Below are 15662 nucleotides of genomic sequence, written 5' to 3'. Positions count from 1 at the left end.
GCGATCAGCTGTTAGCGACATAATTCATTTGCGAGGTCAGGAATGGTCAGGATCACGATCACCCCAGTGCGGAACGCCAGGGCATTGAGTGCAGCCAAGGAGCGGTACTGATGTCCAGCCAACCCGATACCCAATTCCACAGCGATCTCGACAGCTCGCCCCTGCTGCTGCCGGCCAAGGTTCTACGCAACGACGCCGAAGCCCTGCAAGCAGCCCGCGAACTGGCCGAGGTCGCCCGCGAGCAGGCCGCCCGCCGCGACCAGCAACGCAAACTGCCATGGGCCGAGATCGAACTGTTCACCCGCAGCGGCCTTGGCAGCATCAGCGTACCCAAGGCACATGGCGGCCCGGAGGTGTCGTTCGAGACCGTGGCTGAAGTGTTCCGCCTCATCAGCGCCGCCGACCCGGCCCTGGGGCAAATCCCGCAGAACCAGTTCGGCATGCTGCAACTGCTGCGCCTGACTGCCACCGAGGCGCAGCAGACGGTGATCTTCCGCAGCGTGCTCGATGGCTGGCGCATCGGCAATGCCGGCCCTGAACGCGGCACCAAGGACACCCTGACCCTCAAGGCCAGGATCACCCGCGTCGGCGACAGCTATCGCATCAGCGGCGAGAAGTTCTATTCCACCGGCGCCCTGTTCGCCCACTGGGTGGCGGTCAAGGCACTGGACGACGAAGGTCGCCAGCGCCTGGCATTCGTCCGCCGAGGCAGCCCGGGGCTGCGCATCGTCGATGACTGGTCCGGTTTCGGGCAGCGCACCACTGCAAGCGGCACCGTGCTGCTCGACCAGGTCCCGGTGGATGCCGACCTGGTGATCGACAACTGGCGCCAGCGCGACATTCCCAACATCCAGGGCGCTGCCTCGCAGCTGATCCAGGCGGCGATCGATGCTGGCATTGCCGAAGCAGCGATCGAGGACGCCATCAGCTTCGTGCGCGAAAAGGCCCGGCCATGGATCGAAGCCAAGGTCGACCGCGCCAGCGACGACCCTTACGTAATCGCCGACATCGGCCGCCTGAAGCTCGAGCTGCACGCCGCCGAAGCCCTGCTGCGCAAGGCCGCGCGGGTCCTCGACGAGGTCAACGCCGAGCCGATCGATGCAGCAAGCGCAGCGCGGGCCTCGATCGCTGTGGCCGAGGCCAAGGTACTGACCACCGAGATTGCCCTGCAGGCCAGCGAAAAGCTGTTCGAGCTGGCCGGTAGCCGCGCCACCCTCGCCGAGTTCAACCTCGACCGCCACTGGCGCAATGCCCGGGTGCACACCCTGCATGACCCGGTGCGCTGGAAGTACCACGCGGTTGGCGCTTACCACCTCAACGGCACCTTGCCTGCACGGCATTCCTGGATCTGACTTGCTGCCTTTGGGGCTGCTACGCAGCCCTTCGCGGGCGAGCCCGCGAAGGGCCGCGCAGCGGCCCCCGGAGAACACCATGACTACAAACATCATCACCAGCGACACCCAGGCCCTGAACGTCGCCGAGGAAGTCGCACGACACCTGCGCCGCGACAGCGCCCTGCGCGACCGCGAGCGCCGTCTGCCGCACGCCGAACTGGAACTGTTCACTCGCTCCGGCCTGTGGGCCATCAGCGTACCCAAGGCCTTCGGCGGCGCCGGCGTGTCCAACGTCACCCTGGCCAAGGTCATCGCCCGCATCGCCCAGGCCGACGGCTCGCTAGGGCAGATCCCGCAAAACCATTTCTACGGCCTGGAAGTGCTGCGGGTAAACGGCACACCCGAACAGCAACAGCGCCTGTACGCCGAAGTACTGGCCGGCAGCCGCTTCGGCAATGCCCTGGCCGAACTGGGCACCAAGACCGCCAACGACCGCACCACTCGCCTGACCCGCGACGGCGATGGCTTTCGCATCAACGGCCGCAAGTTCTATTCCACCGGCGCCATCTACGCCCAGCGCATTCCCACCTCGGTGGTCGATGAACAGGGCGTGCAGCACCTGGCCTTCGTCCCGGCCGACAGCCAGGGCCTGCAGGTGATCGACGACTGGAGCGGCTTCGGCCAGCGCACCACCGGCAGTGGCTCGGTGGTATTCGACAACGTGTACGTCAGCGCCGCCGACGTGGTGCCGTTCCAGAGCGCCTTCGAACGCCCCACCCCGGTCGGCCCGCTGGCGCAGATCCTTCATGCCGCCATCGACACCGGCATCGCCCGCGCCGCATACGAAGATGCCCTGCACTTCGTGCGCACCCGCAGCCGCCCCTGGGTCGACTCCGGCCTGGACAAGGCCAGCGATGACCCGCTGACGCTGAAGAGTTTCGGCCATCTGGCGATCCGTCTGCACGCCGCCGAAGCCTTGCTGGAGCGCGCGGGCGAATATCTGGACCGCGCCCGCGACGACAGCACTGCCGAAAACGTGGCCGCCGCGTCCATCGCGGTGGCCGAGGCCCGCGCCATCAGCACCGAGATTTCCCTCGCGGCCGGCACCACCCTGTTCGAACTGGGCGGCAGCCAGGCCACCCTGGCCGAACACAACCTTGACCGCCACTGGCGCAACGCCCGCGTGCACACCCTGCACGACCCGGTGCGCTGGAAGTACCACGCCATCGGCAACTACTACCTCAATGATGCCAACCCACCACGCCGGGGGACCATCTGATGGCCAAGCAGATCCTGCTCAATGCTTTCAACATGAACTGCATCGGGCACATCAACCACGGCCTGTGGACCCACCCACGGGACACCTCGACCCAGTACAAGACCCTGGACTACTGGACCAGTCTGGCGCGGCTGCTGGAGCGCGGCTTGTTCGACGGGCTTTTCATCGCCGACATCGTCGGCACCTACGACATCTACGGCCAGTCGCTGGACGTCACCCTCAAGGAGTCGATCCAGCTGCCGGTCAACGACCCGCTGCTGCTGGTCTCGGCCATGGCCGCCGTCACCCGCCACCTGGGCTTCGGCCTTACCGCCAACCTCACCTACGAAGCGCCGTACCTGTTCGCCCGGCGCCTTTCCACCCTGGACCACCTGAGCCATGGCCGGGTGGGCTGGAACATCGTCACCGGCTACCTCGACAGCGCCGCCCGGGCCATGGGCCTGGCGCAGCAACCAGAGCATGACCGCCGCTACGACCAAGCCGACGAGTACCTGCAGGTGCTGTACAAGCTGCTGGAAGGCAGCTGGGCTGACGATGCCGTGGTCGCCGACCGCCAGCAGCGCGTCTATGCCAGGCCCGACAGGGTGCGCAAGGTCAACCACCAGGGCGAGTTCTACAAGGTCGACGGCTACCACCTGTGCGAGCCCTCGCCGCAACGTACACCGGTACTGTTCCAGGCCGGCAGCTCGCAGCGTGGCCTGGCCTTCGCCGGCAACCACGCCGAATGCGTGTTCATCAGTGGCCAGGACAAGGCCGCCACCCGCGCCCAGGTCGACAAGGTGCGCGCCGCCGCCCAGGCCGCTGGCCGCGACCCGCAAGCGGTCAAGGTGTTCATGGGCATCACGGTGATCGTCGCCGCCACCGAGCAGCAGGCCCAGGCCAAGCATGCCGAGTACCTGCGCCATGCCAGCGCCGAGGCCGGGGTCGCGCACTTCGCAGCGTCCACCGGCATCGACTTCGCCGCCTACGCCCTGGACGAGCCGATTGCCTTCAGCCAGGGCAACGCCATCCAGTCGGCCACGCGCCAGTTGCAGGACAACGCCTGGACCCGCCGGCGCCTGCTGCAGCAGCACGCCCTGGGTGGCCGTTACGTAACCCTGGTCGGCGCGCCCGAGCAAGTGGCCGAACAGCTGATCGCCTGGGTCGATGAAACCGGCCTGGACGGTTTCAACCTGACCCGCACCGTAACCCCGGAAAGCTTCGAGGACTTCATCGACCTGGTCATCCCGCAGTTGCAACAGCGTGGCCGCTACAAGACCGCCTACGCCGAAGGCACCCTGCGCGAAAAACTGTTCCAGGCCGACCACCCGCATTTGCCCGCCGACCACCCTGGCTCGGCTTACCGCTTTACCTCTACCCCTGCCCCGACTGGAGCCCTGCACCATGCTTGATAAACTGTTCCGGCCCGTCGCGGCCATTGCCCTCACTCTCGGCCTGTCCGCCAGCGCGCTGGCTGCCGAACCGCTGAAGATCGGTACAACTTCGGCCTTTGCCATCCCGCTGGAAGCCGCAGTGGAAGAAGCGCACAAGCAAGGTCTGGAAGTGAAGCTGGTCGAGTTCAGCGACTGGATCGCACCCAACGTCAGCCTCAACAGCGGCGACATCGACGCGAACTACTTCCAGCACATCCCGTTCCTGGAAAACGCCAAGACGGCTGCAGGCTTCAACCTGGTGCCCTACGCCCCGGGCATCATCAACAACGTCGGCCTGTACTCGAAAAAGTACAAGAGCTTCGCCGACCTGCCCGAAGGCGCCAGCGTGGCCATCGCCAACGACCCGATCAACAGCGGCCGTGGCCTGCAGCTGCTGGCCAAGGCCGGGCTGATCACCCTCAAGCCGGGGGTCGGCTACAAGGCCACCGAGGACGATATCGTCGCCAACCCGAAAAAGCTGAAGATCCTTCAGGTCGAGGCCGTACAGCTGGTTCGCGCCTATGACGACGCCGACCTGGTGCAGGGCTACCCGGCCTACATCCGCCTGGCCAACAGCTTCGACGCCGGCTCCGCACTACTGTTCGACGGCCTGGAGAACAAGGAATACGTGATCCAGTTCGTCATTCGACCGCAAAGCAAGGACGACCCACGCCTGGCCAAGTTCGTCGACATCTACCAGCACTCGCCAGTGGTGCGCGCAGCCTTGGACAAAGCCCACGGCAAGCTCTACCAGGCCGGTTGGGAGGGCTGACATGAGCCAGGCCAGCGCGCTGCGGGCGCCCACCGCACAACCACTGCCGCCAACGGCCAGGGAGCAGGCCTTGCGCCCGGAGGTCAATGAAGCCCATGTGCGCTTCATCGGCCTGGGCAAGACCTACCCGGGCCAGGCGCAACCGGCCTTGCAAGGCATCGACCTGAACATCCGCCATGGCGAGATCTTCGGCATCATCGGCCGCAGCGGCGCCGGCAAGTCATCGCTGCTGCGTACCATCAACCGCCTGGAGCAACCCAGCCAGGGGCGGGTGCTGATCGACCAGGTGGACATCGCGCCCTTCGACGAGGAGCACCTGGTAGCCCTGCGCCGGCGTATCGCCATGATTTTCCAGCACTTCAACCTGATGTCGGCCAAGACCGTGTGGCAGAACGTCGAGCTGCCCCTCAAGGTGGCCGGCGTGGCCAAGGCCGAACGCCAGCGCAAGGTACGCGAACTGCTGGAGCTGGTGGGCCTGCGGGAAAAGCACCACGTGTACCCGGCGCAGCTGTCCGGCGGGCAGAAGCAGCGCGTGGGCATTGCCAGGGCGTTGGTGCATGACCCCGAGATCCTGCTGTGCGACGAGGCCACCTCGGCGCTGGACCCGGAGACCACTGCTTCCATTCTCGAACTGCTGCGCGACATCAACCAGCGCCTGGGCCTGACCATCGTGCTGATCACCCACGAGATGGCGGTAATCCGCGATATCTGCCACCGGGTAGTGGTGCTTGAACGTGGAGAAGTGGTCGAGCAGGGTGAGGTCTGGCGGGTGTTTGGCTCACCACGCCACGAAGTCACCCGTACCCTGCTGGCACCGTTGCAAGCCAGGTTGCCAGCCGCGCTGCGAGCCAGCCTTCGGGCCAGCCCGGCAAGCCGCGACAGTGCCGTGGTACTGAGGTTGACCCTGCTCGGCGAGCCCGAACTGTCTGCCCTGTTCAACGAGCTTGGCGGCCGCGTACGCCTGCTGCAGGGTGGCGTGGAAACCATTGGCGAGCATGCCCTGGGGCAGCTGATCCTGTCGGTGCAACACTCACCGCACGACACCCATCAATTGCTGGAGCGCGCCCGCCGCTGGGCCGAGGACGTGGAGGTACTGGGCCATGTGGTTTGATCGCCTGCTGGAAGGTTTGCTCGATACCCTGCTGATGGTCGGCGTGTCGTCGCTGATCGCCCTGCTGGTGGGGATACCGATGGCGGTGCTGCTGGTCACCAGCGACAAGGGTGGGATCTTCGAGGCGCCGCGGCTGAACCGGGTGCTGGGTGCATTCGTCAACCTGTTCCGCTCGATCCCGTTCCTGATCCTGATGGTCGCGCTGATCCCCTTCACCCGCTTGGTAGTGGGTACCACGTATGGCGTGTGGGCGGCAGTGGTGCCACTGACCATTGCCGCCACGCCGTTCTTCGCGCGGATTGCCGAGGTCAGCCTGCGCGAAGTCGACCACGGCCTGGTGGAGGCTGCACAGGCCATGGGCTGCCGGCGCTGGCACATCGTCTGGCACGTGCTGCTGCCCGAGGCGCTGCCGGGGATTGTCGGGGGCTTCACCATTACCCTGGTGACCCTGATCAACTCCTCGGCAATGGCCGGAGCGATCGGTGCCGGGGGACTGGGGGACATCGCCTACCGCTATGGCTACCAGCGCTTCGACAGCCAGATCATGCTGACCGTGATTGCCATGCTGGTGGCGTTGGTGGCGTTGATCCAGTTGGGTGGAGACCAGTTGGCGAAAGGCTTGAACAAGCGCTGAAGTCTTCGCGGGCACGCCCGCTCCCACAGGTACTGCACAGGGCTTGAATACAACGATATCCCTGTGGGAGCGGGCATGCCCGCGGAGGGGCCTTCAACCCCAGCGAAGATCCCCGGCAGGCACCGGCCGCCCGAACCAGTACCCCTGCCCAAGCTGACACAGCTCATGCAGCAGGAAGCTGGCCTGCTCGGCCTGCTCGATGCCCTCTGCATGCACTTGCATGCCCATGCTGCGGGCCAGGGCGATGATCACCCGAACGATCGCGATGTCGTCCTCATCCAGCGGCAACCCGGCAACGAAGCCTTGGTCGATCTTCAGCTTCTGCACCGGCAAGCGCTTGAGCCGCAGCAGCGATGAATAACCGGTGCCAAAGTCGTCGATAGCCAAGGTCACCCCCAGCTCGCGCAGGCGATGCAACTGCTCCAGCGCCACCTCCGGGTCCTCCATCACCGCGCTCTCGGTCACCTCCAGCTCCAGCAAGGCCGGGGCCAGGCCGGTTTCGTCCAGCACCTCGGCCACCTGCTGGTACAGCTCGTGCTGGCCAAACAGGCGGCTGGAAATGTTCACCGCAACGAATGCCAACCGCCGTCCTTCACCCTGCCATCGCACCATCTGCCGACACGCCTGGCGTAGTACCCAGGCGTCGATCTCGGCAATCAGCCCGGTACGCTCGGCAATCGGGATGAACTCGCCCGGTGGCACCAGGCCGCGCTGAGGGTGCTGCCAACGCACCAAGGCTTCGACGCCGACCTGGCGGCCGGTCGCCAGGTCGTGCACCGGCTGGTAGAACACCCGCAGCTCGTCCTGCTCCAAGGCTCGGCGCAGCTCGCCGGCGGTTTCGACCCGGTGTTGGGCGTGAGCGGTCAGTTCTTCGGTGTACAGCGCATAGCAGGCCCGCCCATTGCTCTTGGCCTTGTACAACGCCGAGTCGGCATTGCGCAGCAACTGCTCGGCACTCAAGGCATCGCTGGGAAACAGGCTGATGCCCACGCTGACGCTGATGAACAGGCGGTGACCGTCGAACTGGAACGGCTCGCGCATGCGCTCGATGATGCCCTGCGCCAGCTTGCCCGCCTGGCCAACCTCATGGCAGTTTTCCGCCAGCACGCCAAATTCGTCGCCCCCCAGGCGCGCCAAGGTCACGCCGCTGCGCAGCACCTCTGCCAGGCGCTCGCCCACCAGCTTCAGCAACTGGTCGCCAATGGTGTGGCCGAGGCCGTCGTTGATGCTCTGGAAATGGTCCAGGTCCAGCAACAGCAGGGCACAACCACGCTTGTTGGCCTGGGCTGCGGCCAGCGCCTGCTCGACCCGGTCGTTGAACAGCAGGCGGTTGGGCAGGCCCGTCAGCGGGTCATGGTGGGCCAGGTAGGCCAGCTCCTGTTCAGAATGCTTGATCGCGCTGATGTCGCTGAACACCGCCACGTAATGGCTGAGCTCGCCTTGATCGTCGCGGATGGCGCAAATGGTCTGCCATTGCGGGTAGATTTCACCGCTCTTGCGCCGGTTCCATATTTCGCCGCTCCACTCGCCCTTTTCCGCCAGAGTGGCGAAGATCTGCTGGTAGAACGCCAGGCCATGGCGGCCCGACTTGAACTTGTTCGGGCGCTGGCCGATGACCTCGTCCTGCTGGTAGCCGGTGATACGCATGAAGGCACGGTTGACGTGCACGATCAGGCCATGGCGGTCGGTCACCAGCACGCCTTCGAGGGTGCTGTCGAACACTGCCGCAGCCATGCGCAGGCGTTCACGGTCTTCACCACGCATACGCGCGCCAACACCGATGAAGTCAAGCAGCCGCACCCGCGACACATAGATCAGAAAGGCGCTGAGCAGCACCCAGACCACCACGTTGATCTGCCGGCCCACGGTCAGTGCCAGGGGGTCGTCGGTCATGCCGTGCAACACCACCTCGGCCAGCGTCAGCCAGAGGATCGAGAGCACCACATACAGCGCGGCCATGCGCAAGGCGTCGCGAACGGAAACAGACATGTCGGGTGCAATTGCCCATGAAAAATGATGGGGCATTATAAAGGCTGAAACATGTCGTGACTTCCTATCTGAACGGGTAACTGTATTTATTTCCTGCCCAAGGGATAATCAGCCCCTCCTCCTGCATTCCGAGGGTATTTACACCTATGTGGTACAACGGCCTGCTCGACTTGTCGGCCTGGCAACTGGTCGGCATCACCCTGCTGATGACCCACGTGACCATCGTCAGCGTCACGGTCTACCTGCACCGCTATTCCGCGCACCGGGCCCTGGAGCTAAATGGCGCGCTCAAGCACTTCTTCCGTTTCTGGCTGTGGCTGACCACGGCGCAGAACACCCGCGAATGGACTGCCGTCCACCGCAAGCACCACGCCAAATGCGAAACCCCCGACGACCCACACAGCCCGCTGTACAAGGGCCTGGGCACGGTGCTGCGCAAGGGTGCCGAGCTTTACCGGGAAGAGGCGCGCAACCCCGAAACCCTGCGCATCTACGGCAAGAACTGCCCGGACGACTGGATCGAGCGCAACCTCTACTCACGCTACAAGCTGGGCGGCATCGCGCTGATGGCGGTGATCGACCTGCTGCTGTTCGGCACCATCGGCATCACCATCTGGGCAGTGCAGATGATGTGGATTCCGTTCTGGGCCGCCGGCGTGGTCAACGGCCTGGGCCACGCTCTCGGCTACCGCAACTTCGAGTGCCGCGACGCCGCGACCAACCTGGTGCCGTGGGGCATCGTCATCGGTGGCGAAGAGCTGCACAACAACCACCACACCTACCCCAACTCGGCCAAGCTGTCGGTCAAGCGCTGGGAGTTCGACATGGGTTGGGCGTGGATCCGCCTGTTCTGCCTGCTGCGCCTGGCCAAGGTACAGCGCGTGGCGCCCATCGCCCACCGGGTGGCAGGCAAGGCCAGCCTGGACATGGACACTGCCATGGCCATCCTCAACAACCGCTTCCAGATCATGGCCCAGTACCGCAAGCTGGTGATCGGCCCGTTGGTCAAGCAGGAGCTGGCCCGCGTCGATGCTTCGCTGCGTCACCACTTCCGCCGCGCCAAGCGCCTGTTGTCGCGCGAGACCAGCCTTCTGGAAGACCGTCACCATGTGCGCATCGAGTCGATGCTCGCCCACAGCCAGGCGCTGAAGACCATCTACGAAAAACGCCTGGCCCTGCAGCAGATCTGGGCGCGCACCAGCGCCAACGGCCACGACATGCTGGCCGCCATGAAGGACTGGGTACACGAGGCGGAAACCAGCGGCATCCACGCCCTGCGGGACTTCGCGGCACAGCTGAAGACGTACTCCCTGCGCCCGACCGGCGCCTGACCGCCGTTGATCGGCACGCCCCTTTGGCTGGGCGTGCCGCCCGGAACTTCGCCCTCTCGTTTACACTCATATCTGGCACATCGCCCGCGTGGCGGGCCAGATGCTGGCCGCACGCTTTCACGCCGAGATCTGCTCCGTGCACATGGCCAAGAACATTCCGACGACACTGCCCGGCACCCCGCCTCCGGAAGCCGCCCAGACCTTGCTTGCGCTGCTCCACGCCCAAGGCGAGGTTGCCCGCCTGAGCGAGCGCGAACAGCTGTTCAGCTCGCTGCTCGACAGCGTCAATGCGGTGCTATGGGCCTTCGACTGGGAAACCCGTCAGGTGCTGTACGTCAGCCCCGCCTACGAACGCATCTTCGGCCGCCCGGCCAGCCTGGTGCTGGCCGACTACAACGAATGGCGCGACAGCATCTACCCCGACGACCTGGAGTTCGCCGAACGCAGCCTGGCCCAGGTACTGCTCAAGGGCTCGGTGGAAGACCGCGAGTACCGCATCCTCAATGCCGACGGCCAGCTGCGCTGGCTGAGCGACAAGTGCTACATCAACCAGCAACGCGATGGCGACCGGGTGATCATCGTCGGCATCGCAGAAGACATCACCGAGAAGAAGCAGCTCGAAGGTGAACTGCAGCGCCTGGCCACCACCGACGTGCTGACCCAGAGCAGCAACCGCCGGCACTTTTTCGAATGCGCCCAGCAAGCCTTCGACAGCGCCCGCGAAGACGGTACACCACTGGCCTTCCTGCTGCTGGACATCGACGACTTCAAGCGCATCAACGACAGCTACGGTCACCAGGAAGGCGACCAGGTGTTGCAGCAGATCGCCGATAGCGGTAAGGCCGTACTGCGCCGAGGTGACCTGTTCGGACGCATTGGTGGCGAGGAGTTCGCGGCAGTGTTCCCCGGCTGTAGTGCCCAGGTCGCGGAGCAGATTGCCGAGCGCTTGCAGCGGCAGATCCAGCGGCTGAGCTTCAGCCATGGGGAGCAGACCTACGGAGTGACGGTGAGCCAGGGGGTGACCGGGCTGACTGACGAGGATGTGGCGCTGGACAGCCTGTATGCCCGGGCCGATGCGGCGATGTACCAGGCCAAGCGGCAGGGCAAGAACCAGATCGTCCGCGGCTGAGCTCTGGGGGTGCTCTGCACCCCAATCGCCGGCAAGCCCCACAGGTCGCAATCCTCCAGCCTTGTGCAGTACCTGTGGGAGCTGGCTTGCCGGCGATGGGCCGCAAAGCGGCCCCAAAATCTCAGCTGGAAACCTCGGCCTCAGCCACCGGCGGCTCTTCCTGCGGCTTCACCTCCGGGTTCTCCACCTTACGCAACCGCCTCAGCTCCGGCAGGCCAAGCTTGAGCAGGCGCGCGGTCTTGCTGCTGGCCACCTTCTCCAGCCCCTGCTCGGCCGACAGCCGCGACAACTGCCCGGCCAGGTTCATGGCCAGGATCTCCCGCGAGTACACCCCGCCGCCCAGCTGGTAGATCGCCGCGATCAACTCGCGCAACCCCAGCGGCAACCGCCAGCGCGTACGCAGCGCCGAGCCGAACGCCGCACCGAACTCATTGAGCGACAGCTGCACCTGGTCCTCATCCAGCTCGCCCCCGGCCAGCCGCCATTCCTGCAGGCAGCGCAGCACCGCCAGGTCGCCCAGGCAATGCAGCAACCCCGCGCAATAACAACGCCCTTCGTCCAGCTCGAGCATGCGTGCCAAGGTGCGGCCATATTCGGCAGCGTGCAGCGACAACTCCCAGTAGCGGGCAGCATGCTCCGCCAGCAGCGGGTCGCTGAGGCGAGCGCTGCGCTTGAGGGTCATGCCCAGGATCAGGTTCATGCTCTGGGTGCCGCCAAGCTTGTTCAAGGCCTGCAGCAGCGTCTGCACTGGTGCTTCGCGGTGCAGCGCTGCGCTGTTGGCCGCCGCAATCAGCACGGCTGTGATCTGCGGGTCGCCCTGCACTTCCTCTTCGAGCACTCTCAGGTTCAGGCCCTGGGGGTTGAGCGCGCGCTTGATCGCCACCTGCACATCGGCCAGCAGCGGCCCGCCATCGGCGGTAGCGCGACGCTGCTCGAGGTAGGCCGGCAGGCTGGCACCTGGCTGCAAGGCCGGCACCGGGCAGGCGATTTCTTCGCCAACCGCCAGCAGCAGCTCTTCCAGGCGCTTGCGAAGAGTTTCCAGGTTCAGCGGCTTGCTCAGGTAGGCAGTAGGGTGCAGGGGCAACGCCTCATGCACACTGGCACTGTCAATGCGGTTGCTCATGAGGATGAACGGCAACCTCGAGCCTTTGGCGCGTACCTTGCGCAACAGGTCGAGCCCATCGACACCTGCCAGTTCGCGCGCGGCAATGATCAGGTCGGGCTTGCTCGACAGCGCGCTCAAGGCCTGCGAGCCGTCGGCGCAGAGCTGCAGGCGGGCATCACAGCGCACGCTCAGCAGCATTTCGCTGAGCATGTCACGTACCCAGGGGTCGCCCTCGACAATAAGTACGCTTGGTGGGGTGGGGTCTGCAGCGTTCATCGCCAACTCCTGAATAGCCCTGCCACACAGTCCATCGCAGCTTCCTGAGCAAATCCTTCGACAACGATAGCGCCCCAAGGCTTTCCTGGGCACAAAAAAAACCCGCCGAAGCGGGTTTTTTCTGAAGCACGTCACATCAGGCGAGTTCAGCGAAGCACTCTTCGATGATAGCCAGGCCTTTGTCCAGCAGAGCATCTTCTGCGGTCAGCGGAACCAGGATACGCAGAACGTTGCCGTAGGTACCGCAGGACAGCAGGATCAGGCCCTTCTCGCGAGCCTTGGCGACAACCTGGCCAACGGCAGCTGCGTTCGGGGTGTGAGTGCCTTTCTCGAAGACTTCGACAGCGATCATCGAGCCCAGACCACGGACGTCGCCGATGATCGGGTACTTCTTCTGGATTTCACGCAGGCCGGTGGTCAGGCGCTCACCCACAGCTTTGCTGCGGTCCAGCAGTTTCTCTTCTTCGAACACTTCGATCACGGCCAGGGCCGCGGCGCAAGCGATCGGCGAACCGGCGTAGGTGCCACCCAGGCCGCCAGGAGCGATGGCGTCCATGTATTCGGCCTTGCCGCACACACCGGCCAGCGGGAAGCCGCCAGCGATGGATTTGGCGAAGGTGGTCAGGTCAGGCGCAACGCCCATCTGTTCCATGGCGAAGAAGGTGCCAGTACGGCCAGCGCCGGTCTGTACTTCGTCGGCGATCAGCAGGATGCCGTGCTGGTCGCACAGGGCGCGCAGGCGCTTCATCAGCTCTTTCGGCGCTGGCAGGAAGCCGCCTTCGCCTTGTACCGGCTCGAAGATGATCGCGGCGATGTCGCGCGGCTCGGCGTCGTTCTTGAAGATGCGCTCGACCGAGGCGATGGCGTCGTCAACGCTGATACCGTGCAGTTCGCTAGGGAACAGAGCGCGGAAGATGCCACCTGGCATCAGGCCCATGCCAGCGGAGTACGGCACGACCTTGCCGGTCAGGCCCAGGGTCATCATGGTACGGCCGTGGTAGCCGCCGGTGAAGGCGATTACGCCAGCGCGGCCAGTGGCGGCACGGGCGATCTTGACGGCGTTTTCAACGGCTTCGGAGCCGGTGGTGACCAGCAGGGTCTTCTTGTCGAAGTCGCCTGGGACCAGCTTGTTGATCTTTTCGCACAGTTCTACATAGGGTTCGTAGGCCAGCACCTGGAAGCAGGTGTGGCTGACCTTGGTCAGCTGCTCTTGCACGGCCGCAACCACTTTCGGGTGCAGGTGGCCGGTGTTCAGTACTGCGATGCCGCCGGCGAAGTCGATCAGTTCGCGGCCTTCAACGTCGATCACGGTCGAGTTCTTCGCGGTATCGACGAAGATCGGGTGGATCTGGCCAACGCCACGTGGGACGGCGGCGACACGACGTTGCATCAAAGATTCGTTGGTCTTGCTCATAATGCCCTCATTGCGCCGGTTTGGAGTGGCGCTTTTATTCGGGGGTGGCTGGGAGTGCTCGCGAACAGTATTCGTTGATCGACTGCCGTGAACGCCCTGGCCACCAGGTACAGCGATGTAAAAAAGGCCAGCGAGACGTCGCTCTCGCGCCCCGCTGGCAGAGGTAAAGCCTTTACCGTGCTATCAGACGCTGATGCACAGGTATTTGATTTCGAGGTAGTCCTCGATACCGTACTTGGAACCTTCGCGGCCCAGGCCCGAAGCCTTGATGCCACCGAACGGTGCCACTTCGTTGGAGATCAGGCCGGTGTTGATACCTACCATGCCGTATTCCAGGGCTTCGGCAACACGGAACACACGGCTCATGTCGCGGGCGTAGAAGTACGAGGCCAGGCCGAACTCGGTGTCGTTGGACATGGCGATCACTTCGGCCTCGTCCTTGAAGCGGAACAGCGGCGCCAGCGGGCCGAAGGTCTCTTCCTTGGCGACGGCAGCGGTCTTCGGTACGTCGACCAGAATGGTCGGCTCGAAGAAGTTGCCTTCGATGATCTTGCCACCGGACAGTACCTTGGCGCCTTTGCCAACGGCGTCTTCGATGTGTTCCTGGACCTTGGCGACAGCCTTGCCGTCGATCAGCGGGCCAGTGGTGGTGCCTTCTTCCAGGCCGTTACCGATCTTCAGCTTGGCAACAGCGGCAGCCAGCTTCTGGGCGAACGCGTCGTAGACGCCGTCCTGCACGTAGATACGGTTGGCGCAGACGCAGGTCTGGCCGTTGTTGCGGTACTTGGAGATGATCGCGCCCTCGACCGCCTTGTCCAGGTCGGCGTCGTCGAACACGATGAACGGGGCGTTGCCACCCAGCTCCAGGGAAACCTTCTTGATGTCCTTGGCGCATTCTTCCATCAGCTGGCGACCGATTTCGGTCGAGCCGGTGAAGGACAGCTTGCGGACCAGGGAGTTGCCGGTCAGTTCGCCGCCAACTTCGCCAGCGCTGCCGGTAACCACGCTCAGCACGCCAGCCGGGATGCCGGCACGGTGGGCCAGCTCGACCAGGGCCAGGGCGGAGTATGGGGTCTGCGAGGCAGGCTTGAGCACCATGGTGCAGCCAGCGGCCAGGGCCGGGCCGGCTTTACGGGTAATCATGGCGGCCGGGAAGTTCCACGGGGTGATGGCCGCGGTAACACCGATTGGCTGCTTGATGACGATCAGGCGCTTGTCTGGCTGGTGGCCCGGGATGGTGTCACCGTAGACGCGCTTGGCTTCTTCGGCGAACCACTCGATGAACGAGGCAGCGTAGGCGATTTCGCCCTTGGCTTCGGCCAGCGGCTTGCCTTGTTCGGTGGTCATCAGGCGAGCCAGGTCGTCCTGGTTCTCGATCATCAGTTCGAACCAGCGACGCAGCTTGGCCGAACGCTCCTTGGCGGTCAGGGCACGCCAGGCCGGCAGGGCCTTGTCGGCGGCTTCGATGGCGCGGCGGGTTTCCGCGGTGCCCATCTTCGGCACGGTACCGATGACTTCACCAGTGGCCGGGTTGGTGACCTTGATGGTCTGGCCGTTGTCCGCATCCAGCCACTCACCATTGATGTAGGCTTGCTGGCGGAACAACTGAGCGTCTTTGAGCTGCATGTCGGCTTCCCGAATTGTTGATTGTTGAAAAGCGCCCAAGGCAGGGCATCGAGCGTTTGAAATCTCAAACGAATGCTAAGCGGCTGCTGGGGTGTTGGACAATAGGCTGTTCGAAAAAAAGAACGAATGGTTGAACACCCTGGCGGAAATTTCATCATTTGCATAATGGCAACCGGCCTCTTCGCGGGCCTGCCCACGAAGAAGAGGCCAATACAGGTTAGACGACCGAGCTGTAGGAAATGAGATGGGA

General features: G+C 64.5%; 12 protein-coding genes. 8 read left to right on the top strand and 4 right to left on the bottom strand.

The genetic code is table 11. The features are described 5' to 3' along the window. Window positions 1–110 precede the first annotated feature (110 nt). The 6 genes from M1D87_RS01140 (at window position 111) to M1D87_RS01115 (ending at window position 6542) form a co-directional block, all read left to right on the top strand. Window positions 111–1352 (top strand): SfnB family sulfur acquisition oxidoreductase, encoded by a 1242-nt coding sequence (locus M1D87_RS01140; protein WP_123085099.1) that lies wholly within the window; start codon window positions 111–113, stop codon window positions 1350–1352. Window positions 1353–1431: 79 nt separating this feature from the next. Beyond that, complete coding sequence (locus M1D87_RS01135; protein WP_102083335.1) at window positions 1432–2613, top strand: SfnB family sulfur acquisition oxidoreductase; 1182 nt, start codon at window positions 1432–1434, stop codon at window positions 2611–2613. Next, window positions 2613–4004, top strand: coding sequence for an LLM class flavin-dependent oxidoreductase (locus tag M1D87_RS01130; RefSeq protein WP_123085100.1), 1392 nt, complete (start codon window positions 2613–2615; stop codon window positions 4002–4004). The genes M1D87_RS01135 and M1D87_RS01130 overlap by 1 nt, the downstream gene beginning before the upstream one ends. Continuing rightward, entirely contained in the window at window positions 3997–4797 is an 801-nt protein-coding gene (locus tag M1D87_RS01125; protein ID WP_061550669.1) for a MetQ/NlpA family ABC transporter substrate-binding protein, read from the top strand. Before M1D87_RS01130 ends, M1D87_RS01125 begins: the two co-directional genes overlap by 8 nt. A 1-nt stretch (window position 4798) precedes the next feature. Continuing rightward, window positions 4799–5908, top strand: a complete 1110-nt coding sequence (locus tag M1D87_RS01120) for a methionine ABC transporter ATP-binding protein (RefSeq protein ID WP_232880999.1) — start codon at window positions 4799–4801, stop codon at window positions 5906–5908. Further along, complete coding sequence (locus tag M1D87_RS01115) at window positions 5898–6542, top strand: methionine ABC transporter permease (RefSeq protein WP_123085102.1); 645 nt, start codon at window positions 5898–5900, stop codon at window positions 6540–6542. Before M1D87_RS01120 ends, M1D87_RS01115 begins: the two co-directional genes overlap by 11 nt. 93 nt (window positions 6543–6635) lie before the next feature. Here M1D87_RS01115 and dibA read toward each other — a convergent pair whose 3' ends face one another. Then, the gene (dibA, locus tag M1D87_RS01110) at window positions 6636–8531 is read right to left on the bottom strand and encodes a phosphodiesterase DibA (RefSeq protein WP_123085103.1); all 1896 of its coding nucleotides are present in this window, start codon (window positions 8529–8531) and stop codon (window positions 6636–6638) included. 146 nt (window positions 8532–8677) lie between these two features. On the opposite strand from dibA, the gene desA reads away from it, so the two are divergent. Together desA and M1D87_RS01100 are read left to right on the top strand one after the other, a co-directional pair. Then, window positions 8678–9862: a delta-9 fatty acid desaturase DesA gene (gene desA / locus M1D87_RS01105; RefSeq protein WP_039614263.1), complete on the top strand. Its 1185-nt coding sequence runs from the start codon at window positions 8678–8680 to the stop codon at window positions 9860–9862. A 100-nt stretch (window positions 9863–9962) separates the two neighbouring features. Beyond that, a complete protein-coding gene (locus M1D87_RS01100; RefSeq protein ID WP_039614264.1) occupies window positions 9963–10991 on the top strand; it encodes a GGDEF domain-containing protein in 1029 nt (342 codons plus the stop codon). A 121-nt stretch (window positions 10992–11112) separates the two neighbouring features. Here the strand turns inward: M1D87_RS01100 and M1D87_RS01095 are convergent, their stop codons facing one another. From M1D87_RS01095 to gabD, 3 genes are all read right to left on the bottom strand, one after another. Further along, window positions 11113–12372 carry a response regulator gene (locus tag M1D87_RS01095; RefSeq protein ID WP_123085104.1) on the bottom strand — a complete coding sequence of 420 codons (1260 nt, stop codon included), beginning with the start codon at window positions 12370–12372 and terminating at the stop codon, window positions 11113–11115. Window positions 12373–12508: 136 nt separating this feature from the next. After that, window positions 12509–13786, bottom strand: a complete 1278-nt coding sequence (gene gabT, locus M1D87_RS01090; RefSeq protein WP_421091523.1) for a 4-aminobutyrate--2-oxoglutarate transaminase — start codon at window positions 13784–13786, stop codon at window positions 12509–12511. A gap of 183 nt (window positions 13787–13969) precedes the next feature. Further along, entirely contained in the window at window positions 13970–15412 is a 1443-nt protein-coding gene (gene gabD / locus M1D87_RS01085) for an NADP-dependent succinate-semialdehyde dehydrogenase (RefSeq protein ID WP_015268576.1), read from the bottom strand. Between the last annotated feature and the right edge of the window lie 250 nt (window positions 15413–15662).

Source organism: Pseudomonas sp. SA233, assembly GCF_054792385.1.
The sequence above is the reverse complement of the archived record's forward strand: the minus strand, read 5'-3'. Positions and strand labels throughout refer to the sequence as shown.

Coding starts and splice junctions, on each gene's coding strand:
- M1D87_RS01140 (WP_123085099.1), top strand. CDS start 111: ATGTCCAGCCAACCCGATACCCAATTCCACAGCGATCTCGACAGCTCG.
- M1D87_RS01135 (WP_102083335.1), top strand. CDS start 1,432: ATGACTACAAACATCATCACCAGCGACACCCAGGCCCTGAACGTCGCC.
- M1D87_RS01130 (WP_123085100.1), top strand. CDS start 2,613: ATGGCCAAGCAGATCCTGCTCAATGCTTTCAACATGAACTGCATCGGG.
- M1D87_RS01125 (WP_061550669.1), top strand. CDS start 3,997: ATGCTTGATAAACTGTTCCGGCCCGTCGCGGCCATTGCCCTCACTCTC.
- M1D87_RS01120 (WP_232880999.1), top strand. CDS start 4,799: ATGAGCCAGGCCAGCGCGCTGCGGGCGCCCACCGCACAACCACTGCCG.
- M1D87_RS01115 (WP_123085102.1), top strand. CDS start 5,898: ATGTGGTTTGATCGCCTGCTGGAAGGTTTGCTCGATACCCTGCTGATG.
- dibA (WP_123085103.1), bottom strand. CDS start 8,531: ATGTCTGTTTCCGTTCGCGACGCCTTGCGCATGGCCGCGCTGTATGTG.
- desA (WP_039614263.1), top strand. CDS start 8,678: ATGTGGTACAACGGCCTGCTCGACTTGTCGGCCTGGCAACTGGTCGGC.
- M1D87_RS01100 (WP_039614264.1), top strand. CDS start 9,963: ATGCTGGCCGCACGCTTTCACGCCGAGATCTGCTCCGTGCACATGGCC.
- M1D87_RS01095 (WP_123085104.1), bottom strand. CDS start 12,372: ATGAACGCTGCAGACCCCACCCCACCAAGCGTACTTATTGTCGAGGGC.
- gabT (WP_421091523.1), bottom strand. CDS start 13,786: ATGAGCAAGACCAACGAATCTTTGATGCAACGTCGTGTCGCCGCCGTC.
- gabD (WP_015268576.1), bottom strand. CDS start 15,412: ATGCAGCTCAAAGACGCTCAGTTGTTCCGCCAGCAAGCCTACATCAAT.